This is a genomic window from Klebsiella sp. CB_Kp196, from assembly GCF_040061575.1.
Classification (GTDB): domain Bacteria; phylum Pseudomonadota; class Gammaproteobacteria; order Enterobacterales; family Enterobacteriaceae; genus Klebsiella; species Klebsiella michiganensis.
The window spans coordinates 53695-78546 of the sequence record NZ_JBEAFH010000035.1; the positions used below are offsets into that span (position 1 = coordinate 53695).

Below are 24852 nucleotides of genomic sequence, written 5' to 3' on the forward strand. Positions count from 1 at the left end.
CGCGTGGGGGTCAGGCATTAATTTCAATACCAGCGCGGGAAAGTATCCGCAGAATACTTTCGGTCTGGCAGGTGGCGAGCGAGCTAAACGGTGGCGTGCAGCGGTCGGACTGAATAATTCCGCGCAGCTGTAACGCTTTTTTAAATGTTGGAATGAACGGATCGTTAACCGCGTAAATATCCATTAACCCATCCACTTTTTGCTGATACCGCGAAATTTGCTGCATATCGTTATCGTTAAATGCCTGCATCCAGTCGCGGAATATTTCAGGGCAAATATTGGATAACCCGCCAATACATCCATCGCCCCCCGCCAGGACATTGTGCGCGAAGTTATTGTCATAACCGGCATAGACTTCAAAATACGGTAGTTCAGATTTTACCTGGCGAATCACCTGCGACGTGTGATTGGTGTCCGGAATGGTGTCTTTAAGACCGACAATATTTGGGAACTCGCTGGCGAGTCGTAAACAGACCTCCGGCGAGACGGAATAGCCGGTGCGCTCCGGAAAGTTATAGATGAATATTTTGGCGGCGGTGCGGCGGGCAATCTGGCTATAAAATGTATAAATGCCTTCATCAGTCAGGCGGAAGTACCACGGGCTGATAATCATGACGCCATCCAGCCCGCACTCATCTGCATAGTTTGCCAGCTCTACGCACTCGTCAATATCCATGCGGCTGGTACCCGCATAGGCCTTTATTCCCTCGCGCGGGAACTCTGCCGCCATTTGAATTATCTGACGGGATGTTTTCATATCCAGCGAGAAAAACTCGCCGGTACTGCCCATGACGACAAATCCCGATACGCTGTTTTTAATAAAATCGTACAGGCGAAAATTTCCGTCAGGATCCAGCCTGCCCTGCTCATCAAAAACCGTTATTGCCGGGGTGATGTAACGACTTTGCATATTCAACCTCTTTGTTGTTCGTATATACAAACACTGTTTGTATTTGCGATTAAGCATAAGTAAACACGCCATCGACGTGAAGTCAAATGGCGCCAAAGTCGTGCGGATAATTGATTAAATCAATGAATAGATGGGGAATTATGCAGAAGAGACGGGCGTCACGGCGGATCATTAAATATCGGTATTGTGTGGGTAATCACAATTCCGACGGCATCGTGGGCGAATAAATCAGTAATTTTTAATATCAGGCAGCTTATTCAGCACGCTTTCGATACGACCCTTTGCCTCTTTTAACGCGCGAATAACCTGCTGCGTTTTTTCATCGCTGGCGCGGAAAGAGGGCAATGAGACGCTGATCGCCGCCAGAATAATGCCTTTCTGCAGCAGGGGGACGGCAAAGCAGATGGTATCGTCGTTGATTTCCCGATCGTCCATGGCATAACCGTTGGCGGCGACCCATTCCAGCTGCTGACGAAGCTGAGCCATATTCGTTACGCTGCGGGCGGTAACGGAAGGAAAACCCTGCGGATAGAGCTCCAGGATCTCTTCGTCGCGGTGCTTATGCAGCAGCGCCTTGCCCAGGGCAGAGCAGATTGCCGGAAGGCGAGTCCCTACCTTAGAGACCAGCTGCACGGTTTGGTCGCCCTGAACTTTATCAACATAGAGCACCCAGGCGTCATCCAGAATGCCGAGCTGGCAAACTTCATTGCATTCATTGACCACCGCGTGCATTTCGCTATTGATCGTTTTCAGCCAGAACTCTTTTTCCACCGTTGAGCTGGCCAGAACCGCGCACGAGATCCCCAGCGTATATATGCCGTTGCGATCGTCGTGGCTGATATATTTCCGGTACTGCAGCGATTTGAGGATCGGGAAAATGGTTCCCTTTGAAATATCCGTTTTGAGCGATAGCTCGGAAAGCGTCATTCCGTCCGCGTTGGCTAAGGTTTCCAGAATGAGTAAAACGCGTTCGGTAGGTTTATGAAGCGTCTTCATATTTTTCCTTATGACGGCTCGCCGGAGAGTGCTGTTTAACGCCCCCTATTTAACTACAGATCCCCGCTTATCTGTAGCCTGCGCCGCCTCTCTTTTTCGCTTTGCCATTTCCCTGCCACTTTTTTTTCACCGTTTCATCATGTTTTTGCCAATTTATTGTAATATTTTTGTAATGCAATAGTTATTTTTCTGTCATTCGAGCATGTCATGTTACCCCCGCGAACATAAAACGCGTGAAATCGCGCATCCGGAACAACAAGAGAGATAACCGATGATATCGTTACGACATACAGCTTTAGGACTGGCGCTCAGCCTGGCATTTGCCGGACAAGCCCTGGCGGTAACCACTATCCCGTTCTGGCACTCGATGGAAGGGGAGTTGGGGAAAGAAGTTGATTCACTGGCGCAACGTTTCAACGCAGCCAACCCGGACTACAAAATTGTTCCGGTGTATAAAGGCAACTATGAGCAGAGCCTGAGCGCCGGCATCGCCGCCTTCCGTACCGGCAACGCCCCGGCTATTCTGCAGGTTTACGAAGTCGGCACCGCGACGATGATGGCCTCGAAGGCGATTAAGCCGGTCTATCAGGTGTTCAGCGATGCGGGCATTCAGTTTGATGAAACGCAGTTCGTGCCAACCGTCTCCGGTTATTACACCGACTCGAAAACCGGCCATCTGCTCTCCCAGCCGTTTAACAGCTCCACGCCGGTGCTGTACTACAACAAAGACGCCTTTAAAAAAGCCGGATTAGATCCGGAACAGCCGCCGAAAACCTGGCAGGATCTGGCGGCGTATACCGCGAAGCTGAAAGCTGCCGGGATGAAATGCGGCTACGCCAGCGGCTGGCAGGGCTGGATTCAGATTGAAAACTTCAGCGCCTGGCACGGCCTGCCGGTGGCGACCAAAAACAACGGCTTCGACGGTACCGATGCGGTACTGGAGTTCAACAAGCCGGATCAGGTGAAGCATATCGCTCTGCTCGAAGAACTGAACAAGAAAGGCGACTTCAGCTACTTCGGGCGTAAAGACGAATCCACCGAGAAGTTCTATAACGGCGACTGCGCCATTACCACCGCCTCTTCCGGCTCGCTGGCGGATATTCGCCAGTACGCGAAGTTCAACTATGGCGTAGGGATGATGCCGTACGACGCCGACGTGAAGGGCGCGCCGCAAAACGCCATTATCGGCGGGGCCAGCCTGTGGGTGATGCAGGGTAAAGACAAAGAAACCTATACCGGCGTCGCCAAATTCCTCGATTTCCTGACTAAGCCGGAAAACGCCGCCGAATGGCATCAGAAAACCGGCTATCTGCCGATTACCACCGCCGCTTACAACCTGACCCGCGAACAGGGCTTCTATGATAAGAACCCCGGTGCCGATATCGCGACGCGCCAGATGCTGAACAAGCCGCCGCTGCCGTTCACCAAAGGTCTGCGCCTGGGCAATATGCCGCAGATTCGTACCATCGTGGATGAAGAACTGGAAAGCGTATGGACCGGGAAGAAAACGCCTCAGCAGGCGCTGGACGCCGCGGTTGAGCGCGGTAATCAGCTGCTGCGCCGTTTCGAGCAGTCAACCAGGTCGTAATCTTATAGCCAGCCCCTCATCCTAACCCTCTCCCCGGCCGGGAGAGGGGACCGCCCGGAACCGTTTTTTCACTCTTGTCCGTTTAGGGAGAGGGCCGGGATGAGGGGAAACCAACTCAGAGTTTAACTATGTCATCATCCCGTCCGGTGTTCCGCTCGCGTTGGCTGCCCTATGTGCTGGTCGCGCCGCAGCTGGTTATCACCGTCATCTTTTTTATCTGGCCCGCGGGCGAAGCGCTGTGGTATTCACTGCAGAGCGTCGATCCGTTTGGGCTCTCCAGCCAGTTTGTTGGCCTGGATAACTTTTTAGCCCTCTTCCAGGACCCGTACTACCTGGACTCCTTCTGGACCACCATTAAGTTCAGCACGATGGTTACCGTCAGCGGCCTGCTGATCTCGCTGTTTTTCGCCGCGCTGGTGGATTACGTGGTGCGCGGCAGCCGCTTCTATCAGACGCTGATGCTCCTGCCCTATGCCGTTGCGCCCGCGGTGGCGGCGGTGCTATGGATCTTCTTGTTCAACCCCGGACGCGGGCTGATTACGCATCTCCTCGGTGAGATGGGCTACGACTGGAACCACGCGCAGAACAGCGGTCAGGCGATGTTCCTTGTGGTTTTCGCCTCGGTCTGGAAGCAGATTAGTTACAACTTCCTGTTCTTCTTCGCCGCGCTGCAATCTATTCCCCGCTCGCTGGTAGAAGCCGCGGCGATTGACGGCGCCGGCCCGGTTCGCCGCTTCTTCAGGCTGGCGCTGCCGCTGATCGCCCCGGTGAGCTTCTTCCTGCTGGTGGTGAACCTGGTATACGCCTTCTTCGATACCTTCCCGGTTATCGATGCCGCAACCGGCGGCGGGCCGGTTCAGGCGACGACAACGCTGATTTATAAGATCTATCGTGAAGGTTTTGCCGGGCTCGACCTTTCCGCTTCCGCCGCCCAGTCGGTGGTGCTGATGTTCCTCGTCATTATTCTGACGGTGGTGCAGTTCCGCTACGTTGAACGAAAGGTGCGCTACCAATGATTGAGAATCGACGCGGGCTGACGATTTTCAGCCATACCATGCTGATTTTAGGGATCGCGGTCATTCTGTTTCCGCTGTATGTCGCCTTTGTCGCGGCGACGCTGGACAGTAAAGCGGTCTTTGATACGCCGATGACGCTGATTCCCGGCGGCCATCTGCTCGAAAACATGAAATTTATTTGGGTGAACGGCGTAGGGGCCAATAGCGCGCCGTTCTGGCTGATGATGCTCAACAGCTTCATCATGGCCTTCGGCATCACGGTGGGCAAAATTACGGTCTCGATGCTCTCCGCTTTCGCCATCGTCTGGTTTCGTTTTCCGCTGCGCAACCTGTTCTTCTGGATGATCTTCATCACGCTGATGCTGCCGGTTGAGGTGCGTATTTTCCCGACGGTGGAAGTGATCGCCAACCTGAAAATGCTCGACAGCTATGCCGGGCTCACCCTGCCGCTGATGGCTTCGGCGACCGCCACCTTCCTGTTCCGCCAGTTCTTTATGACCCTGCCGGACGAGCTGATAGAGGCCGCACGTATCGACGGCGCGTCGCCGATGCGCTTCTTCCGCGACATCGTGCTGCCGCTGTCGAAAACCAACCTGGCGGCGCTGTTCGTCATCACCTTTATCTACGGCTGGAACCAGTATCTGTGGCCGCTGCTGATCATTACCGATGTGAATCTCGGCACGGCGGTCGCGGGCATTAAAGGGATGATCGCCATCGGCCAGGGTACCACGCAGTGGAATCAGGTGATGGCGGCGATGCTGCTCACGCTGATTCCTCCGGTTGTCATCGTTTTAGCCATGCAGCGCGCGTTTGTGCGTGGTTTAGTGGATAGTGAGAAATAAAATGGCAGGACTTAAGCTACAGGCAGTAACCAAAAGCTGGGATGGCAAAACCCAGGTGATCCAGCCGCTGACGCTGGACGTCGCGGACGGCGAATTTATTGTGATGGTGGGTCCCTCGGGCTGCGGAAAATCAACCCTGCTGCGCATGGTGGCGGGCCTGGAGCGGGTCACCAGCGGTGATATCTGGATCGACCGCAAGCGCGTCACCGAAATGGAACCGAAAGATCGCGGTATTGCGATGGTGTTCCAGAACTACGCCCTCTACCCGCATATGAGCGTGGAAGAGAATATGGCGTGGGGCCTGAAAATTCGCGGTTTAGGTAAAGGATTAATTGCCGAACGCGTCCAGGAAGCGGCGCGCATTCTGGAGCTGGATGGCCTGCTGAAGCGCCGTCCGCGCGAACTCTCCGGCGGCCAGCGCCAGCGCGTGGCGATGGGGCGGGCTATCGTGCGCGACCCGGCGGTATTCCTGTTTGATGAGCCGCTCTCCAACCTCGATGCCAAACTGCGCGTGCAGATGCGTCTGGAGCTGCAGCAGCTGCACCGTCGGCTGAAAACCACCTCGCTGTACGTGACGCACGATCAGGTGGAAGCCATGACCCTCGCGCAGCGGGTGATGGTGATGAATAAAGGTATCGCCGAGCAGATTGGTACGCCGGTCGAGGTCTACGAAAAACCGGCCAGCCGCTTTGTGGCGAGCTTTATCGGCAGCCCGGCAATGAACCTGCTGGAAGGCCGGGTCAGCGACGACGGTAGCCGCTTCGAGCTTGAGGGCGGGATGCTTTTACCCATCAACAGCGAGCATCGCCGCTATGCCGGGCGTAAGATGACCCTGGGTATCCGTCCGGAACATTTTGCATTAAGCTCCGAGGCGGAAGGTGGCGTACCGCTGGTGATGGATACGCTGGAAATTTTAGGTGCCGATAACCTCGCCCACGGGCGCTGGGGCGAGCAAAAGCTGGTGGTCCGGCTGCCGCACCAGCAGCGTCCGCAGGCGGGCAGCACCCTGTGGCTGCATCTGCCGCAGGAAAGTCTGCATCTTTTTGATAGTGAAACAGGACAACGCGCATGAGTCACTGGCCTTATCCTCATATCGTCGCCCACCGCGGCGGCGGTAAACTGGCCCCGGAAAATACCCTGGCGGCCATCGATACCGGCGCTCGTTACGGCCATACGATGATTGAGTTTGACGCTAAGTTATCGAAAGACGGGCAGATTTTTTTACTGCACGATGACAATCTCGAACGCACCAGCAACGGCTGGGGCGTGGCGGGCGAACTGGCGTGGAACGATCTGCTAAAAGTGGATGCCGGCAGCTGGTACAGCGGTGAGTTCAAAGGCGAGCCGCTGCCGCTGCTAAGCGAGGTGGCCGACCGCTGCCGTCAGCACGGCATGATGGCCAATATCGAAATTAAACCGACCACCGGCACCGGGCCGCTGACCGGCAAAGCGGTGGCGCTGGCGGCGCGTGAGCTGTGGCAGGGAATGACGCCGCCGCTGCTCTCATCGTTTGACGTCGATGCGCTGGAAGCCGCGCAGGAGGCGGTGCCCGAACTGCCGCGCGGGCTGCTGCTGGATGAGTGGCGCAACGACTGGCGCGAACTGACCGCGCGTCTCGGCTGCGTCTCTATTCACCTCAACCATAAGCTGCTGGATGAAGCGCGCGTGGCGAGCCTGAAGGCCGCGGGCCTGCATATTCTGGTCTATACCGTGAACAAACCGCAGCGCGCCGCCGAGCTGCTGCGTTGGGGCGTGGACAGCATCTGCACCGATGCGATTGACGTCATCGGCCCCAACTTCCCGGCGTAATCCGCTTCTGCGTCAGGCGGCCCTTACGGGGTCGTCTGGCGCTGCAGCATCCCACCGTTGGTGTTAGGGAGAGGCTGCTCACGGGTCAGATTGTTATTCTGCTGTACCCGCTGCCGATCGTTATTCAACTGCGTCTGAAGATGCTGCTGCTGCGCGCGCGACTGGCTTTGAATACTCTGCTTAAGATTGTTTTGCTGCTGCATTTGCTGGGTCTGCATCTGATTTTGCATCCGCTGCTGGCTGGGCACCACGTACCCCGGCTGATTGGGGTTATTGTCGATATTGATCGGCTGCGCCATGACGCTCAGAGGCAGAAGCGCCGCCAGATATAACATTGCTTTCATTGTTCTCTCCTCACTTCGTGGGATCGCTTAAGTTTACTCCCTTTCCGGCGCAACAATGATTTTTTAAGACTTATCATCCAGGATTATGGGTAAATAAAAACATCATTCAGGAGTATGACAATGATAAGAACAACGCTCTGGCGTCAGGTGGTCATCGCTGCGTTGCTGGCGGGCGGCAGTTTTACCGTTGCGGCAGATCCCGCCCCTCCGCCGGTATCTTATGGCGTAGAGGAAGATGTATTTCACCCGGTCCGCGCTCAGCAGGGGATGGTGGCCTCGGTGGACGCGCTGGCAACGAAGGTAGGCGTGGATATTCTGCGTCAGGGCGGCAACGCGGTCGATGCCGCCGTGGCGGTGGGCTACGCGCTGGCGGTCACCCATCCGCAGGCCGGTAATATCGGCGGCGGCGGGTTTATGATGCTGCGGACCAAAGACGGTAATACCACGGCGATCGACTTCCGCGAGATGGCCCCGGAACAGGCCACCCGGGATATGTTTCTCGACGATCAGGGCAACCCGGACAGCAAGAAATCGCTGACCTCGCATCTGGCTTCCGGCACGCCGGGCACCGTCGCCGGGTTCTCCCTCGCGCTGGAAAAATACGGCACGATGCCGCTCAACAAAGTGATTCGCCCGGCGATTAAGCTGGCCGAAGAGGGCTTCACGGTAAATGATGCGCTGGCCGACGACCTGAAAACCTACGGCAGCGAAGTGATCCCCGACCATGCCAACAGCCGGGCTATCTTCTGGAAAAACGGCGAGCCGCTGAAAAAGGGCGATAAGCTGGTGCAAAAACAGCTGGGGAAAAGCCTGGAGCTGATTGCCGAGCTGGGGCCGGATGCCTTCTATAAAGGCGCGATTGCCGACCAGATTGCCGCTGAGATGAAGAATAACGGCGGGCTTATCACCAAAGCGGATCTGGCGAATTACAAAGCGGTCGAACGTACGCCGGTGAGCGGCGAGTATCGCGGCTATCAGGTGTTCTCAATGCCGCCCCCATCGTCCGGGGGCATTCATATCGTGCAGATCCTGAATATCCTCGAAAACTTCGATATGCATAAGTACGGCTTCGGCAGCGCCGACGCCATGCAGGTGATGGCGGAAGCCGAAAAGCACGCCTATGCCGACCGTTCGGAATACCTTGGCGATCCGGACTTCGTCAAGGTGCCGTGGCAGGCGCTGACCAGCAAAGCGTACGCCAAATCGATCGCTGAGCAGATTGATATCAATAAGGCGAAGCCGTCGAGCCAGATTCGCCCCGGTAAGCTGGCGCCGTATGAAAGCAATCAGACCACTCATTTCTCTGTGGTGGATAAGGACGGTAACGCCGTTGCCGTGACCTATACGCTGAATACGACCTTTGGAACCGGCATCGTGGCGGGGAACTCCGGCATTCTGCTGAACAATCAGATGGATGATTTCTCAGCTAAACCCGGCGTGCCGAACGTCTACGGGCTGGTGGGTGGCGACGCTAACGCCGTCGAGGCGAAAAAACGTCCGCTGTCGTCGATGTCGCCAACGATTGTGGTGAAAGATGGCAAAACCTGGCTGGTGACCGGTAGCCCCGGCGGCAGCCGCATTATCACCACAGTCCTGCAGATGGTGGTGAATACCATTGATTTCGGAATGAACGTCGCGGAAGCCACCAACGCCCCGCGCTTCCATCATCAATGGCTGCCGGACGAACTGCGTGTAGAGAAGGGATTTAGCCCGGATACGCTGAAGCTGCTGGAGAGCAAAGGGCAGAAAGTGGCGGTGAAAGAGGCGATGGGCAGTACCCAGAGTATTATGGTTGGCCCGGATGGCACGCTGTACGGCGCATCCGATCCGCGTTCGCCGGATGATTTAACCGCAGGGTACTAGGTTTACCCTCACCCCGACCCTCTCCCTGCCGGGAGAGGGTTAGTTGAGCTTCACCCCTTCAGCCGCGCCATAAAGTAGGCATCGACATATTCGCCGTTGCGCAGGGCGTATTGCTTGCCGGTCCCTTCTACAATAAAGCCAAATTTGCGGTAAAGCGCCATCGCGGATGGGTTGTCCGTAAACACGGTTAATTCAATACGATCGACGCGCAGCCAGTTATCACAGAGATTAATCATCTCTCGCATCAGCGCGCTGCCTACGCCACGGCCGTGCGCCTGCGCGGCAACGCTGACGCCAAAGGTCGCCACGTGGCTGCGACGAGGGCTGGGTTCGATGCTGAGCCTGAGGTGGCCCACCACCTGTTCGTCGATTGTCGCGACCAGATGACGGCTACCGGGTTTCGGTAGCAGGCGTTCCTGCCACATTTCCATAGAAGGATGAGGGAGCTGTAGCGTGTCGTGATAGACCTCCGGATGCGCAGTTATCTGGCGTAAAGGTTCAGCATCCCGTGGCTCGGCGTGACGTATCACTATGTCGCTCATTCTTCATTTTCCTTTTTGGGTTAATCGTCCCCTTAAAGATCGCTGACTTTAAAAAAGGGAGCAACGCCTATTTTTTGCAAAAAGAGGTGGACAAGTGCGAATGAGAATGATTATTATTGCTCTGCATTCAGGGAGACCCTTGCGGAAAGCCTGAAAGCACGACATTGCTCACATTGCTTCCAGTATTACTTTAGCCAGCCGGGTGCTGGCTTTTTTTTGCTTTTTTTTCAGCCTGCACCCGAAGACGCTACTGCGCCGCTTCGGCAGTATGCGCTTCCGCTCTCTCTTTCGTTTCTACCGCGGTATCTGTGATGAATCCCACCACGTTGCTCTTATCTGCCGCCGCAGGCAGCAGCTCTGCCTGGCCGGAAAAAACGCCGCCCTTGTTAATGGCTAGCGTGCGGTAGGCCAACGTGCCGGTGACCTGGCCGTTCTTATCGATTTCAATCGTCTCGCTGCGGCACTGGCCGAGGATGCAGCCGTCGATAATCAGCTCGCGGCAGGTGATATTTCCCTCGACCAGGCCTCCGGCCATAATCTTAATCTGGCTCTCTTCGGCGTCGATATTGCCGCTTACGGTACCGTAAATATCGACATCTCCCTCGGCGATAATATTGCCGTCAAAGCGGATGCCGCTGGCGATAACCGTGGCGGCAGGTTTGCGGGAAACGGCTAACGGGGATGCGCTGTTGAGTACCGGCGTAGCCACCGTCTGTGGCGTCGCTTCAACATTTTTATTCTTTTTAAACATATGGTTAATCCGATGATATTGAAAATGAAAAACGAAAGATGACAAGGAGAAAGAGCCCGATAGCCAGGCCAGATACGTGGATTCGCAGCACCAGGCCATCAGGCCAAGCAGCCAAAAGAGAAGGGCGCTATTCAGGGCGATATACTTGCTTTCCATACGAACGAGATGGCTACTCCTTTAGTCATCGTGTTTTGGGAAACGGCGAGCGCGATGCGGCGTCATGTTCCTACGCGCTGGATAAAAAACGTTCTTTTCCCGAGGGCCCTCTTATCCAGAATTTAGGCCGTAGGGTCAATGAATTTGAGCGTTAAATTTTACATTTAAGAATTTGGCACACTTATTGAAGGGGTTAAGTTCGCAGCCAGCTTGCGCTATGGTTAATAGCAGAGACCTAACAAAGGACCGCGTTATGACTTTGCACTGCGCATTTATTGGATTCGGCAAAAGCACCACCCGCTACCATCTTCCCTATGTCCTGCACCGAAAAGACCGCTGGCACGTGGCGCATATCTTTCGCCGCAGCGCAAAGCCAGAGGAACAGGCACCGGTATACTCGCATATTCACTTCACCAGCGACCTCGACGAAGTGCTTAACGATCCGCAGGTCAAGCTGGTGATTGTGTGCACCCACGCGGACAGCCATTTTGCCTATGCCAAACGGGCGCTGGAGGCGGGCAAAAATGTACTGGTCGAAAAGCCCTTTACCCCGACCCTTGATGAGGCAAAAACGCTATTCGCCCTGGCGAAAAGCAAGGGATTGACGGTCACGCCGTACCAGAATCGTCGCTTCGACTCCTGCTTCCTGACCACGAAGAAAGTGATTGAGAGCGGAAAGCTGGGCGAGATCGTCGAGATTGAAAACCATTTTGACAACTATCGCCCGGTAGATGGAGGGAAACCCGGCCTGCCTCAGGACGGCACGTTTTACGGCCTGGGCGTCCATACCCTGGACCAAATTATCTCCCTGTTCGGTCGCCCGGACCATGTCTCTTACGACATCCGTAGCCTGCGCAACAAGGCCAATCCGGACGATACCTTTGAGGCCCAGCTGTTCTACGGCAACCTGAAGGCGATTGTCAAAACCAGCCATCTGGTGAAGCTGCCCTATCCAAAATTCATCGTCCATGGTCATAAAGGGTCGTTTATTAAATACGGTATCGACCAGCAGGAGACCAGCCTGAAGGCCAATATTATGCCGGGCGAGCCGGGATTCGGCGCGGACGAGACGGTTGGTCTGCTGGAGTACGTCAATGAGGCGGGCGAAACCGTACGGGAAGAGATCCCGCTTGAAACCGGCGACTATGGGCGGGTCTATGATTCGCTGTATGAAACCCTCGTTAACGGTCAGCCAAATTTCGTCAAGGAATCTGACGTTCTCACGAATCTGGAGATCCTTGAACGCGGCTTTGAACAGCCATCTCCGGCCACGATTACCCTTACCCGATAAGCCCTCATGGCTCCTCTGCACTCGTTCATATTTTTTGAACAGAGGAGTCAATTTTCACCCTCTATGATCGCCAGGGGATTGGGTCCACACTTATCCCATCGAAAACATACGGGGGTGCAACATGATCTACTTACGCAAAGCTAACGAACGCGGCCACGCTAACCACGGCTGGCTGGATTCCTGGCATACTTTCTCTTTCGCGAACTATTACGACCCTAACTTTATGGGCTTCTCGGCGCTGCGGGTGATCAATGACGACGTGATTGATGCAGGCCAGGGCTTCGGTACCCATCCGCATAAAGATATGGAAATTCTGACCTACGTGCTGGAAGGGGCCGTTGAGCACCAGGACAGCATGGGGAATAAAGAGCAGGTGCCGGCGGGTGAGTTCCAGATCATGAGTGCGGGTACCGGGATTCGTCACTCGGAGTACAACCCAAGCAACACGGAAAAACTGCATCTGTACCAGATCTGGATTATGCCGGAAAAAAATGGCATCACGCCGCGCTACGAACAGCGCCGCTTTGACGCCGCGCAGGGCAAACAGCTGGTGCTGTCGCCGGATGCCCGCGAAGGTTCGCTGAAGGTGTACCAGGATATGGAACTGTACCGCTGGGCGCTGCTGAAAGACGAGCAGTCGGTGCATCAGATTGCCGCTGAACGGCGGGTGTGGATCCAGGTGGTGAAAGGTGACGTCACCATCAACGGAACGAAGGCCACCACCAGCGATGGCCTGGCCATTTGGGACGAGCAGGCGATTTCCGTACACGCCGACGGCGATAGCGAAATTCTGCTGTTCGATCTGCCGCCCGTCTGATCGTTCTCCGATCGGGTCTAAATAAATTGCGCAACCTTCCCTGATGTTAGGGAAGGTTGCGCTTTGTCCGTGATAAACTGAGAAAATGTTTCCCCGTTGATCGCAGTCAGGACGATGAAAAAGAAAAGACCCGTACTTCAGGATGTAGCCGATCTTGTCGGCGTGACCAAAATGACGGTCAGTCGCTACTTACGTAACCCGGAACAGGTTTCCGAAGCGCTGCGTGGCAAGATAGCCGTTGCTCTCGATGAACTGGGTTATATTCCTAATCGCGCCCCCGACATCCTCTCGAATGCCACCAGCCGCGCTATTGGCGTGCTGCTGCCCTCGTTAACTAACCAGGTTTTCTCAGAAGTGCTGCGCGGTATTGAAAGCGTGACCGACTCTTTCGGTTACCAGACGATGCTGGCGCACTACGGCTATAAGCCGGAAATGGAAGAAAAACGCCTGGAATCCATGCTTTCCTGGAATATTGACGGCCTGATCCTTACCGAACGAACCCATACGCCGCGCACCCTGAAGATGATTGAAGTGGCGGGTATCCCGGTTGTGGAGCTGATGGACAGCCAGTCGCCGTGCCTCGATATCGCCGTCGGCTTTGATAACTTTGAAGCGGCCCGGCAGATGACCGCGGCGATTATCAATCATGGCCATCGTCACGTTGCCTATCTTGGCGCACGTCTTGATGAACGTACTATCATCAAACAGAAGGGGTATGAGCAGGCGATGCTTGATGCCGGAATGACGCCCTACAGCGTGATGGTTGAGCAGTCTTCCTCTTATTCATCGGGGATTGAGCTGATGCGCCAGGCGCGTCGCGAATATCCGCAGCTTGACGGCATTTTCTGTACCAACGATGACCTTGCGGTCGGCGCGGCGTTTGAGTGCCAGCGGCTGGGGCTTAAAATCCCTGACGATATGGCGATTGCCGGTTTCCACGGCCACGATATCGGCCAGGTGATGGAGCCGCGTCTGGCCAGCGTGCTGACGCCGCGCGAGCGGATGGGGCGGATTGGTGCTGAACGACTGCTGGCGCGTATTCGCGGTGAAGCGGTGACGCCTAAGATGTTAGATTTAGGTTTCACATTGTCACCGGGCGGATCTATTTAAACTGACAAATTTGAAGTAGATCACACATATTCACATCTGGCACGAATGGTTATTGCTTCTCCACAACTCCGGCATGACAATGTTACCGATAACAGTTACCCGTAACAATTAACCTGTACGCCAGTATTCCACGCCGTTAAACGCTGCCAGGCTGCGCGTATGTGTCCAGTGGGAGGAAGCTTTGAGCACGACTAACCATGATCACCACATCTATGTCCTGATGGGCGTTTCCGGCAGCGGCAAATCCGCTGTCGCCAGCGAAGTGGCGCATCAACTGCACGCCGCGTTTCTCGACGGCGACTTTCTGCATCCGCGCAGCAACATCAACAAGATGGCTTCCGGCGAACCGTTAAATGACGATGACCGCACCCCGTGGCTGCAGGCGCTGAACGATGCCGCGTTTGCCATGCAGCGTACCAATAAAGTGTCGCTGATTGTCTGCTCCGCGCTGAAAAAGAGCTACCGCGACATCCTGCGTAAAGGTAACCCGAACCTCTCATTTATCTACCTGAAAGGCGACTTCGAGGTTATCGAACAACGTCTGAAGGCGCGTAAAGGCCACTTCTTTAAAACTCAGATGCTGGTCACGCAGTTTGAAACGCTGCAGGAACCGGGCGCGGATGAAAACGATGTTTTAATCGTCGATATCGACCAGTCATTGGAAGGCGTGGTCGCCAGCACCATTGAGGTGATCAACAAAGGCAGTAAATAGTGAGTACATTAACGCTTGTTTTAACAGCAGTCGGCTCCGTTTTGCTGCTGCTGTTTTTAGTGATGAAGGCGCGTATGCATGCCTTCGTGGCTTTGATGGTGGTTTCTATTGGAGCAGGGCTTTTTTCCGGCATGCCGTTGGACAAGATCGCGGCGACAATGGAAAAAGGCATGGGCGGCACGCTGGGCTTTCTGGCTATCGTCGTCGCGCTGGGGGCTATGTTCGGTAAGATCCTGCATGAAACCGGCGCGGTCGACCAGATTGCCGTTAAGATGCTGAAATCTTTCGGCCACAATCGCGCCCACTATGCGATAGGCCTGGCCGGACTTATCTGCGCGCTGCCGCTGTTTTTCGAAGTGGCGATCGTGCTGCTGATCAGCGTGGCTTTCTCAATGGCGCGCCACACCGGCACCAACCTGGTGAAGCTGGTGATCCCGCTGTTTGCTGGCGTAGCCGCTGCGGCCGCGTTCCTGCTGCCGGGGCCCGCGCCGATGCTGCTGGCCTCGCAGATGCACGCCGACTTTGGCTGGATGATCCTGATTGGCCTGTGCGCCGCGATCCCGGGGATGATTATCGCCGGACCGCTGTGGGGTAACTTTATCAGCCGTTACGTTGAGCTGCATATTCCGGACGATATTAGCGAGCCGCACCTCGGCGAAGGCAAAATGCCGTCATTCGGCTTCAGCCTGTCGCTGATTCTGCTGCCGCTGGTGCTGGTTGGCCTGAAAACCATCGCCGCGCGCTTTGTGCCGGAAGGCTCTACCGCCTACGAATGGTTTGAGTTTATCGGCCATCCGTTTACCGCGATTCTGGTGGCTATCTATGGCCTGGCGGTACGTCAGGGGATGGCCAAAGATCGGGTGATGGAGATTTGCGGTCATGCGCTCCAGCCTGCGGGCATTATCCTGCTGGTCATCGGTGCGGGCGGCGTGTTCAAACAGGTGCTGGTCGACTCTGGCGTCGGTCCTGCCCTCGGCGAAGCGTTGACCGGTATGGGCCTGCCGATTGCCATCACCTGCTTCGTGCTGGCGGCGGCGGTGCGTATTATTCAGGGCTCCGCGACCGTTGCCTGCCTGACGGCCGTTGGGCTGGTGATGCCGGTTATCGAACAGCTGCACTACAGCGGCGCGCAGATGGCGGCGCTCTCTATCTGCATCGCCGGCGGCTCTATTGTCGTCAGCCACGTTAACGACGCGGGCTTCTGGCTGTTCGGTAAGTTTACCGGCGCGACCGAAGCGCAAACGCTGAAGACCTGGACGATGATGGAAACCATCCTCGGCACCGTCGGGGCGATTGTCGGCATGATTGCGTTTACGCTATTGAGCTAAACGACAAAGTGAAACACCCGGCGGAGCGAGGCGATGCCGGGTTAATTTTTCCGCTCTACTTATATCGAAAACCCTTAGCTTTACCCCTCTCCCGAGCTGCCACTATCAGAAATACGATAAACGTCATACGGCTCACAAACCCGCGCCACGCCTGGCTTTAACCGGTTTGGTTAGCAAGAGTAAAACAACCGAATTTCTGCCGTAATTCATAATCCTGATCAATAAAATAGCGGCGGAAAATATTTCCTTCGCGATATAAATTCCCTGATAATTATTAGGGTATTCCGGGGGGCCAGCGACGGCTGCCGCTATGCAAAATTAGTTACGTTACTGATTGCCTGGCAATCATTGATTAATTTCACTTGCGACTTTAGCTGCATTTTGTAATGTGAAGGACTAACCAGTAGGAAACTGGCCTGGAACAAACAGCACACACCTCGCAGGAATACGTTATGAAAAATGTTGGTTTTATCGGCTGGCGCGGAATGGTCGGCTCTGTCCTCATGCAACGCATGGTTGAAGAGCGCGATTTTGATGCCATTCGCCCTGTTTTTTTCTCCACCTCCCAGCTGGGGCAGCCTGCTCCATCTTTTGGTGGCAGTACCGGTGGCACGCTTCAGGATGCATTCGATCTGGAAGCACTGAAGGCGCTGGACATTATTGTCACGTGTCAGGGCGGCGATTACACCAACGATATTTACCCGAAGCTGCGTGAAAGCGGCTGGCAGGGCTACTGGATTGACGCCGCCTCTTCGCTGCGCATGAAAGACGACGCCATCATCATTCTCGACCCGGTGAACCAGGACGTTATCACCGCCGGTCTGAACAACGGCGTTAAAACCTTTGTCGGCGGCAACTGTACCGTCAGCCTGATGCTGATGTCTCTCGGCGGCCTGTTTGCTCAGGATCTGGTTGAGTGGGTTAGCGTGGCGACTTATCAGGCGGCTTCCGGCGGCGGTGCGCGGCATATGCGCGAGCTGCTGACCCAGATGGGCCAGCTGCACAGCCATGTTGCGGCTGAGCTGGCGGATCCGGCTTCCGCGATCCTGGATATTGAACGCAAGGTCACCTCGTTGACCCGCAGCGGCGAGCTGGCGGTAGACAACTTTGGCGTTCCTCTGGCGGGCAGCCTGATCCCATGGATCGACAAACAGCTGGATAACGGCCAGAGCCGTGAAGAGTGGAAAGGCCAGGCGGAGACCAACAAAATTCTCGCGACCGCCTCACCGATTCCGGTAGACGGCCTGTGCGTTCGCGTTGGCGCGCTGCGCTGCCATAGCCAGGCGTTCACCATCAAGCTGAAAAAAGATGTTTCTATTCCGACCGTTGAGGAACTGCTGGCCGCGCATAACCCGTGGGCCAAAGTGGTACCGAACGATCGTGATATCACCATGCGTGAGCTGACTCCGGCTGCCGTTACCGGCACCCTGACCACCCCGGTGGGTCGCCTGCGTAAACTGAACATGGGGCCGGAGTATCTGTCGGCCTTCACCGTTGGTGACCAGCTGCTGTGGGGGGCCGCCGAGCCGCTCCGCCGCATGCTAAGACAGCTGGCGTAGTCGTCACAAGATGAGAAAAGGGGTGTTGAAACACCCCTTTTTTTTGCGTAATACAAGGAGTAAACGCGAATGTTAGATTTTTCCCAACGGAGGTAACTCAGCCTTGGCTATGCTTTAAGTAAGGAGTCACGATGTCTCCTTACCTGAAGGTGGGACGGAGCAGGGGGACGCATAACGTGCTGCGCCGTTCAGGTCAAAAAAAAGTCGCCGGATACAGGAAAGGGCGACACCTACAACAGGATGAAACCATGTCTAATCGTATTGATAAGGACGTGATTAATGCGCTTATCGCCGGCCATTTTGCGGATCCTTTTTCCGTGCTTGGCATGCATTACACCGACGCCGGGCTGGAAGTTCGTGCATTATTACCCGATGCCACCGATGTGTGGGTCATTGAACCAAAAACCGGACGCAAAGTCGGCAAGCTGGAATGCCTCGACTCGCGCGGTTTCTTCAGCGGCGTTCTGCCGCGTCGTAAAAATCCTTTTCGCTATCAGCTGGCCGTCACCTGGCACGGGCAGCAGAACCTGATTGATGACCCGTACCGTTTTGGTCCGCTGTTGCAGGATCTCGATGTCTGGCTGCTGTCGGAAGGCACGCATCTGCGTCCTTATGAAACGCTGGGCGCGCATGCCGATACCATGGACGGCGTGGTCGGTACGCGTTTCTCCGTATGGGCGCCGAATGCCCGCCGGGTATCGGTCGTCGGCCAGTTTAACTACTGGGACGGCCGCCGCCACCCGATGCGCCTGCGTAAAGAGTCCGGCATCTGGGAGCTGTTTGTTCCCGGCGCGCTGAACGGCCAGCTGTATAAATTCGAGCTTATCGATGCCCACGGCAACCTGCGGGTGAAGTCCGATCCTTACGCTTTTGAAGCGCAAATGCGCCCGGAGAGCGCCTCGCTCATCTGCGGGCTGCCGGAAAAGGTCGCACAGCCGCCGGAGCGCAAGCAGGCTAACCAGTTTGATGCGCCGATCTCGATTTATGAAGTACACCTCGGCTCCTGGCGCCGCCACACCGATAATAACTTCTGGCTGAGCTATCGCGAGCTTGCCGACCAGCTGGTCCCGTATGCCAAATGGATGGGCTTTACCCACCTCGAACTGCTGCCGGTTAACGAGCATCCGTTTGACGGCAGCTGGGGCTACCAGCCGACCGGGCTGTACGCGCCCACCCGTCGCTTCGGTACCCGGGAGGATTTCCGCTACTTTATCAACGCCGCGCACGCCGCGGGGCTTAACGTTATTCTGGACTGGGTGCCTGGCCATTTTCCGGCGGATGACTTTGCGCTCGCCTCGTTTGACGGCACCTCGCTGTATGAACATAGCGACCCGCGCGAAGGCTACCATCAGGACTGGAACACCCTGATTTACAACTACGGCCGCCGCGAGGTCAGCAATTACCTGGTCGGCAATGCGCTGTACTGGATCGAACGCTTCGGCATTGACGCGCTGCGGGTTGATGCGGTGGCGTCGATGATTTATCGCGACTACAGCCGCAAGCAGGGCGAGTGGGTGCCGAACGAATTCGGCGGTCGGGAAAACCTTGAAGCGATTGAGTTTCTGCGCAATACCAACCGCGTGCTGGGCGAACAGACGCCGGGCGCGGTAACCATGGCGGAAGAGTCGACCGATTTTCCCGGCGTTTCCCGTCCTTCCTCCACCGGCGGGCTGGGTTTCTGGTTCAAGTGGAACCTCGGCTGGATGCACGACACCCTCGACTACATGAAGCTGGACCCGGTGCATCGCCGTCATCATCACGACAAGATGACCTTCGGTATGCTCTACAACTACACCGAAAACTTTGTCCTGCCGCTCTCTCATGATGAAGTGGTGCACGGCAAAAAATCGATACTCGACCGCATGCCGGGCGACGCCTGGCAAAAGTTCGCTAACCTGCGCGCCTACTACGGCTGGCTGTTTGCCTTCCCGGGTAAAAAGCTGCTGTTTATGGGCAATGAGTTTGCTCAGGGACGCGAATGGAACCACGACGCAAGCCTCGACTGGCATCTGCTGGAAGGCGGCGATAACTGGCACCACGGCGTCCAGCGGCTGGTGCGCGACCTCAACCATACCTATCGTCACCATAAAGCGCTGCACGAGCTGGATTTCGATCCCTACGGCTTCGAATGGCTGGTGGTGGACGACCATGAGCGTTCGGTATTTATCTTTGTTCGTCGCGACAGGGCGGGCAATGAAATTATCGTCGCCAGCAACTTCACCCCAGTCCCACGTCATGAGTACCGTTTTGGCATCAACCAGCCCGGCCGCTGGCGTGAAGAGCTCAACACCGACTCCATGCATTACCACGGCAGCAACACCGGCAACGGCGGCGTCGTTGAGAGCGACCCGATCGCCAGCCACGGTCGTGAACACTCCCTCTCCATTACGCTGCCGCCGCTGGCGACGGTGTGGCTGGTGCGGGAGGCGCAATGATCGCACTCACGGCAGGAAAGCCCGCGCCTTTAGGGGCCAGCTACGACGGTAAGGGCGTGAATTTCGCGCTCTTTTCCGCCCACGCGGAGCGGGTGGAACTCTGCGTGTTTGACGAGCAGGGTAATGAACGGCGCGTCGACCTGCCCGCGCGCAGCGGCGATATCTGGCACGGCTGGCTCGCCGATGTCGGGCCTGGCCTGCGCTACGGCTACCGCGTCCACGGGCCCTGGGACCCAACGCAAGGGCACCGCTTCAACCCGGCGAAGCTGCTGCTTGACCCCTGCTGCCATCAGGTAGACGGCGGGTTGCCTGACGATGAACGTCTCCACGGCGGCGATCGCGTTCCCGATCGTCGCGACAGCGCGGCGATAGCGCCGAAGTCGCGGGTGATCGACCTGCATTACGACTGGCGCGGCGATAAGCCGCCGCGCACGCCGTGGGGCCAGACGGTGATTTATGAAGCCCACGTCAAGGGGCTGACGTATCTGCACCCCGATCTGCCGGAGAATGTCCGCGGCACCTATAAAGCGCTTGGTCATCCGGTGATGATCGATTACTTCCGCATGCTGGGCATTACTGCACTAGAGTTAATGCCGGTGGCGCAGTTCGCCAGCGAACCGCGCCTTCAGCGGATGGGGTTAAGCAACTATTGGGGTTACAACCCGCTGGCGATTTTCGCCCTCGACACGCGCTACGCCAGCGCGCCGGAGCAGGCGTTAAACGAGTTTCGCGATGCGGTAAAAGCGCTGCATGCGGCGGGCATCGAAGTGATCCTTGACGTGGTGCTGAACCATAGCGCGGAGATAGACCTGGAAGGGCCGACCTTCTCCCTGCGCGGAATCGATAACCGTAGCTATTATTGGATCAGGGAAGACGGCGATTACCACAACTGGACCGGCTGCGGGAACACCCTCAACCTCAGCCACCCCGGCGTGGTGGAGTATGCCCGCCAGTGCCTGCGCTTTTGGGTTGACGAGTGCCACGTTGACGGCTTTCGTTTCGACCTCGCCTCGGTGATGGGGCGGACGCCGGCGTTTCGTCAGGATGCGCCGCTGTTTGAGGCCATCCGTAACGACCCGCGTCTGGCGGAGGTCAAGCTGATCGCGGAACCCTGGGATATCGGCCCGGGCGGCTACCAGGTGGGTAACTTTCCGCCGCTGTTCGCCGAGTGGAACGACCATTTCCGCGATACCGCGCGTCGATTCTGGCTGCAGCAGAACGTCTCGCTGGGCGACTTCGCTCAGCGTTTTGCCGCATCCAGCGACGTTTTTCAGCGTAACGGCAGAGCGCCTTCGGCGGCGGTTAACCTGGTCACCGCGCACGATGGTTTCACCCTGCGCGACTGCGTTTGTTTCAATCAGAAACATAATGAGGCAAACGGGGAGGAGAATCGCGATGGGACTAACAATAACTACAGCAACAATCATGGTATAGAAGGATTAGAAGGGAGTCTTGCCGTGATTGAACGGCGCCGTGCCAGCGTTCACGCTCTTCTGGCGACTTTACTGCTGGCGCAGGGAACGCCGATGCTGCTGGCGGGTGACGAACACGGTCACAGCCAGCATGGCAACAACAATGCTTACTGTCAGGACAATGCGTTGACCTGGCTGGACTGGAACCATACTAACCGCGGGCTGACCGCGTTCACCGCCGCGTTAATTCATCTGCGCCAGCGCGTTCCGGCTTTAACCGAGAATCGCTGGTGGCAGGAGGGAGACGGCAGCGTTCGCTGGTTAAACCAACATGCGCAGCCGCTGTCCGCCGATGAATGGCAGCACGGTGCGCCGCGTATGCAGATCATATTGTCCGATCGCTGGCTGATGGCGCTCAACGCCACCGCCGAGGTGGCAGAGATGGTTTTACCCGCGGGGGAATGGCGCGCCATTCCACCTTTCGCCGGAGAGGATAATCCGGTCACTATAGCTGTCTGGCATGGGCCCGCGCACGGAGTGTGCGTATTTCAAAGGTCGTAACCTCGGGGCTTCCGGTTGGTCTCGAAGCGGCGGCGCGACGAGAAGGGCAGGCAAGCTGGGGAGTAAAAAAGGAGTTAATTATGGTTGGGGTAGAAAAGAACGATCCATTGATGCTGGCGCGTCAGTTGCCGATCAAATCCGTTGCGCTGATCCTTGCCGGGGGACGTGGTACCCGTCTGAAGGATCTGACCAATAAACGCGCGAAACCTGCTGTCCATTTCGGCGGCAAGTTCCGCATTATCGATTTTGCGTTATCTAACTGTATTAACTCAGGCATTCGACGCATCGGCGTCATCACCCAGTATCAATCGCATACGCTGGTGCAGCATATCCAGCGCGGCTGGTCGTTCTTCAATGAAGAGATGAACGAGTTTGTTGACCTGCTGCCCGCCCAGCAAAGGATGCAGGGGGAAAACTGGTATCGCGGCACGGCGGATGCGGTGACGCAGAACCTCGACATCATTCGTCGTTACAAGGCGGAGTACGTCGTTATCCTCGCGGGCGACCATATTTACAAACAAGACTACTCGCGCATGCTTATCGATCACGTCGAAAAAGGCGCGCGTTGCACCGTGGCCTGTATGCCAGTGCCTATTGAAGAAGCACGGGCGTTCGGGGTCATGGCGGTGGACGAGAGCGATAAGATTATCGATTTCGTCGAAAAACCGGCTAATCCGCCTGCGATGCCGGGCGATGCCAGCAAATCGCTGGCGAGTATGGGTATCTATGTCTTTGACGCAGATTACCTTTATGAGCTTCTGGAAGAAGACGACAGCGATGAAAGCTCCAGCCACGATTTTGGTAAAGACATCATTCCGAAAATCACCAAAGCTGGCATGGCTTATGCACATCCTTTCCCGCTCTCCTGCGTGCAGTCCGATCCGCAGTCTGAGCCCTACTGGCGTGATGTCGGGACCCTGGAAGCGTACTGGAAAGCCAACCTCGATCTGGCTTCGGTGACCCCGGAACTGGACATGTACGATCAGAACTGGCCGATTCGCACCCATATGGAGCCTTTGCCTCCGGCAAAATTCGTCCAGGACCGCTCGGGCAGCCACGGGATGACCCTGAACTCGCTGGTTTCAGGCGGCTGTATTATCTCCGGATCGGTGGTTGTGCAGTCGGTGCTGTTCCCGCGCGTGCGGGTGAATTCATTCTGTAATATTGATTCGGCAGTCTTGTTGCCAGAGGTTTGGGTTGGCCGTTCGTGCCGCCTGCGTCGCTGCATTATTGACCGCGCCTGCGTGATCCCGGAAGGTATGGTTGTTGGGGAGAACGCGGAAGAGGATGCACGCCGTTTCTACCGCTCGGAGGAAGGTATCGTGCTGGTCACCCGCGACATGCTGCGGAAATTGGGGTATCCACAGGAGCGCTAATGCAGGTATTACATGTATGTTCAGAGATGTTCCCGCTGTTAAAAACCGGTGGACTGGCGGATGTGATCGGCGCGCTGCCTGCAGCGCAAATTGCCGGGGGCGTCGACACGCGCGTACTGCTGCCCGCGTTTCCTGATATCCGCCGCGGCGTGACGGATGCGCAGGTGGTGACGCGCCGCGAGACGTTTGCCGGGCGCATCACTCTGCTGTTCGGTCACTTTAACGGCGTGGGCATCTATTTGATTGATGCCCCGCATCTCTACGATCGCCCAGGGAGCCCTTACCACGATACCAATCAGCACGCCTATACCGACAACGTGCTGCGCTTTGCGCTGCTGGGATGGGTCGGTAGCGAGATGGCCTGCGGCCTGGATCCTTTCTGGCGCCCTGACGTTGTTCACGCCCACGACTGGCATGCGGGCCTGACGCCGGCCTACCTGGCGGCGCGCGGCCACCCGGCTAAGTCGGTCTTTACGGTGCATAACCTGGCCTACCAGGGGATGTTCTACTCGTGGCATATGAACGACATTGAGCTGCCGTGGTCGTTCTACAACGTTCATGGCCTTGAATTTAACGGCCAGATCTCCTTTCTGAAGGCGGGGCTCTACTACGCCGACCATATTACGGCGGTCAGCCCGACCTATGCGCGCGAAATCACCGAGCCGCAGTTCGCTTACGGCATGGAAGGGCTGCTGCGTCAGCGGCAGCATGAGGGCCGCCTCTCCGGGATCCTCAACGGGGTGGATGACCATATCTGGAATCCGGAAAGCGACCTGCTGCTGGCCGCGCGCTACGATCGCGATCGGCTGGAAGAGAAAGCGGAAAACAAACGCCAGCTGCAAATCGCCATGGGGCTGAAGGTGGATGACAAAGCGCCGCTGTTTGCCGTTGTCAGCCGTTTGACCAGCCAGAAGGGGCTGGACCTGGTGCTTGAGGCGCTGCCGGGTCTGCTGGAGCAGGGCGGTCAGCTGGCGCTGCTGGGGGCGGGCGATCCGGTGCTGCAGGAGGGCTTCCTGGCCGCCGCGGCCGAGCATCCGGGCAAGGTTGGCGTACAGATTGGCTACCATGAAGCCTTCTCGCACCGCATTATGGGCGGCGCCGATGTGATTCTGGTGCCCAGCCGTTTTGAACCGTGCGGCTTAACCCAGCTGTACGGCCTGAAGTACGGCACGCTACCGCTGGTGCGGCGTACCGGCGGACTGGCGGACACCGTGTCCGATTGCTCGCTGGAGAACCTCGCCGACGGTCTGGCTACCGGCTTTGTTTTTGAAGATAGCAACGCTTTGTCGCTGCTGCGGGCTATTCGACGCACATTCGTCCTGTGGTCGCGCCCGTCGCTCTGGCGCTACGTCCAGCGTCAGGCGATGAATATGGATTTTAGCTGGCAGGTTGCCGCAAATTCTTACCGCGAACTTTATCAACGCTTGCTGTAAC

At 56.6% G+C, this 24852-nt stretch carries 21 protein-coding genes; 16 read left to right on the forward strand and 5 right to left on the reverse strand.

The window, feature by feature from the left end:
* Positions 1 to 10: 10 nt before the first annotated feature.
* Positions 11 to 910: a dihydrodipicolinate synthase family protein gene (locus ABLU87_RS09340; protein WP_025107860.1), complete on the reverse strand. Its 900-nt coding sequence runs from the start codon at positions 908 to 910 to the stop codon at positions 11 to 13.
* A 228-nt stretch (positions 911 to 1138) separates the two neighbouring features.
* Positions 1139 to 1906, reverse strand: a complete 768-nt coding sequence (locus ABLU87_RS09345) for an IclR family transcriptional regulator (RefSeq protein WP_014839703.1) — start codon at positions 1904 to 1906, stop codon at positions 1139 to 1141.
* 271 nt (positions 1907 to 2177) lie between these two features.
* Here ABLU87_RS09345 and ugpB point away from each other — a divergent pair, with 271 nt between their 5' ends.
* From ugpB to ugpQ, 5 genes are all read left to right on the forward strand, one after another.
* Complete coding sequence (ugpB, locus tag ABLU87_RS09350) at positions 2178 to 3494, forward strand: sn-glycerol-3-phosphate ABC transporter substrate-binding protein UgpB (protein ID WP_116280682.1); 1317 nt, start codon at positions 2178 to 2180, stop codon at positions 3492 to 3494.
* A gap of 128 nt (positions 3495 to 3622) precedes the next feature.
* On the forward strand, positions 3623 to 4510 hold the full coding sequence (gene ugpA / locus ABLU87_RS09355) for a sn-glycerol-3-phosphate ABC transporter permease UgpA (RefSeq protein ID WP_004126134.1): 888 nt from the start codon (positions 3623 to 3625) through the stop codon (positions 4508 to 4510).
* On the forward strand, positions 4507 to 5352 hold the full coding sequence (gene ugpE, locus ABLU87_RS09360) for a sn-glycerol-3-phosphate ABC transporter permease UgpE (protein WP_004116045.1): 846 nt from the start codon (positions 4507 to 4509) through the stop codon (positions 5350 to 5352). Before ugpA ends, ugpE begins: the two co-directional genes overlap by 4 nt.
* 1 nt (position 5353) lies before the next feature.
* Positions 5354 to 6424 carry a sn-glycerol-3-phosphate import ATP-binding protein UgpC gene (locus ABLU87_RS09365; protein WP_025107858.1) on the forward strand — a complete coding sequence of 357 codons (1071 nt, stop codon included), beginning with the start codon at positions 5354 to 5356 and terminating at the stop codon, positions 6422 to 6424.
* Entirely contained in the window at positions 6421 to 7161 is a 741-nt protein-coding gene (gene ugpQ, locus ABLU87_RS09370; protein ID WP_014227082.1) for a glycerophosphodiester phosphodiesterase, read from the forward strand. Before ABLU87_RS09365 ends, ugpQ begins: the two co-directional genes overlap by 4 nt.
* A gap of 23 nt (positions 7162 to 7184) precedes the next feature.
* Here ugpQ and ABLU87_RS09375 read toward each other — a convergent pair whose 3' ends face one another.
* A complete protein-coding gene (locus ABLU87_RS09375) occupies positions 7185 to 7505 on the reverse strand; it encodes a DUF2756 family protein (RefSeq protein WP_014227081.1) in 321 nt (106 codons plus the stop codon).
* Positions 7506 to 7625: 120 nt separating this feature from the next.
* On the opposite strand from ABLU87_RS09375, the gene ggt reads away from it, so the two are divergent.
* Positions 7626 to 9368 (forward strand): gamma-glutamyltransferase, encoded by a 1743-nt coding sequence (gene ggt, locus ABLU87_RS09380; RefSeq protein ID WP_064378163.1) that lies wholly within the window; start codon positions 7626 to 7628, stop codon positions 9366 to 9368.
* 50 nt (positions 9369 to 9418) lie between these two features.
* Here the strand turns inward: ggt and yhhY are convergent, their stop codons facing one another.
* The gene (yhhY, locus tag ABLU87_RS09385; RefSeq protein WP_025107856.1) at positions 9419 to 9910 is read right to left on the reverse strand and encodes an N-acetyltransferase; all 492 of its coding nucleotides are present in this window, start codon (positions 9908 to 9910) and stop codon (positions 9419 to 9421) included.
* A 247-nt stretch (positions 9911 to 10157) separates the two neighbouring features.
* Positions 10158 to 10817, reverse strand: a complete 660-nt coding sequence (locus ABLU87_RS09390; RefSeq protein ID WP_049084390.1) for a polymer-forming cytoskeletal protein — start codon at positions 10815 to 10817, stop codon at positions 10158 to 10160.
* Positions 10818 to 11070: 253 nt separating this feature from the next.
* Here ABLU87_RS09390 and ABLU87_RS09395 point away from each other — a divergent pair, with 253 nt between their 5' ends.
* The 10 genes from ABLU87_RS09395 (at position 11071) to glgA (ending at position 24851) form a co-directional block, all read left to right on the forward strand.
* Entirely contained in the window at positions 11071 to 12108 is a 1038-nt protein-coding gene (locus ABLU87_RS09395; RefSeq protein ID WP_122116817.1) for an oxidoreductase, read from the forward strand.
* 121 nt (positions 12109 to 12229) lie between these two features.
* Positions 12230 to 12925, forward strand: coding sequence for a pirin family protein (locus tag ABLU87_RS09400; RefSeq protein ID WP_025107853.1), 696 nt, complete (start codon positions 12230 to 12232; stop codon positions 12923 to 12925).
* Between the two features lie 114 nt (positions 12926 to 13039).
* On the forward strand, positions 13040 to 14035 hold the full coding sequence (gntR, locus tag ABLU87_RS09405) for a gluconate operon transcriptional repressor GntR (RefSeq protein WP_004106498.1): 996 nt from the start codon (positions 13040 to 13042) through the stop codon (positions 14033 to 14035).
* A gap of 181 nt (positions 14036 to 14216) precedes the next feature.
* Positions 14217 to 14747, forward strand: a complete 531-nt coding sequence (gntK, locus tag ABLU87_RS09410; protein ID WP_004854998.1) for a gluconokinase — start codon at positions 14217 to 14219, stop codon at positions 14745 to 14747.
* Positions 14747 to 16075 (forward strand): gluconate transporter, encoded by a 1329-nt coding sequence (gene gntU / locus ABLU87_RS09415; protein ID WP_241183010.1) that lies wholly within the window; start codon positions 14747 to 14749, stop codon positions 16073 to 16075. Before gntK ends, gntU begins: the two co-directional genes overlap by 1 nt.
* A 452-nt stretch (positions 16076 to 16527) precedes the next feature.
* Positions 16528 to 17634, forward strand: a complete 1107-nt coding sequence (asd, locus tag ABLU87_RS09420; RefSeq protein WP_004854992.1) for an aspartate-semialdehyde dehydrogenase — start codon at positions 16528 to 16530, stop codon at positions 17632 to 17634.
* 248 nt (positions 17635 to 17882) lie between these two features.
* Positions 17883 to 20069 (forward strand): 1,4-alpha-glucan branching enzyme, encoded by a 2187-nt coding sequence (gene glgB, locus ABLU87_RS09425; protein WP_014227074.1) that lies wholly within the window; start codon positions 17883 to 17885, stop codon positions 20067 to 20069.
* A complete protein-coding gene (gene glgX / locus ABLU87_RS09430) occupies positions 20066 to 22042 on the forward strand; it encodes a glycogen debranching protein GlgX (RefSeq protein WP_064357734.1) in 1977 nt (658 codons plus the stop codon). Before glgB ends, glgX begins: the two co-directional genes overlap by 4 nt.
* Positions 22043 to 22122: 80 nt before the next feature.
* The gene (gene glgC / locus ABLU87_RS09435; protein ID WP_004106488.1) at positions 22123 to 23418 is read left to right on the forward strand and encodes a glucose-1-phosphate adenylyltransferase; all 1296 of its coding nucleotides are present in this window, start codon (positions 22123 to 22125) and stop codon (positions 23416 to 23418) included.
* Positions 23418 to 24851: a glycogen synthase GlgA gene (glgA, locus tag ABLU87_RS09440; RefSeq protein WP_004854984.1), complete on the forward strand. Its 1434-nt coding sequence runs from the start codon at positions 23418 to 23420 to the stop codon at positions 24849 to 24851. The genes glgC and glgA overlap by 1 nt, the downstream gene beginning before the upstream one ends.
* Position 24852 lies beyond the last annotated feature (1 nt).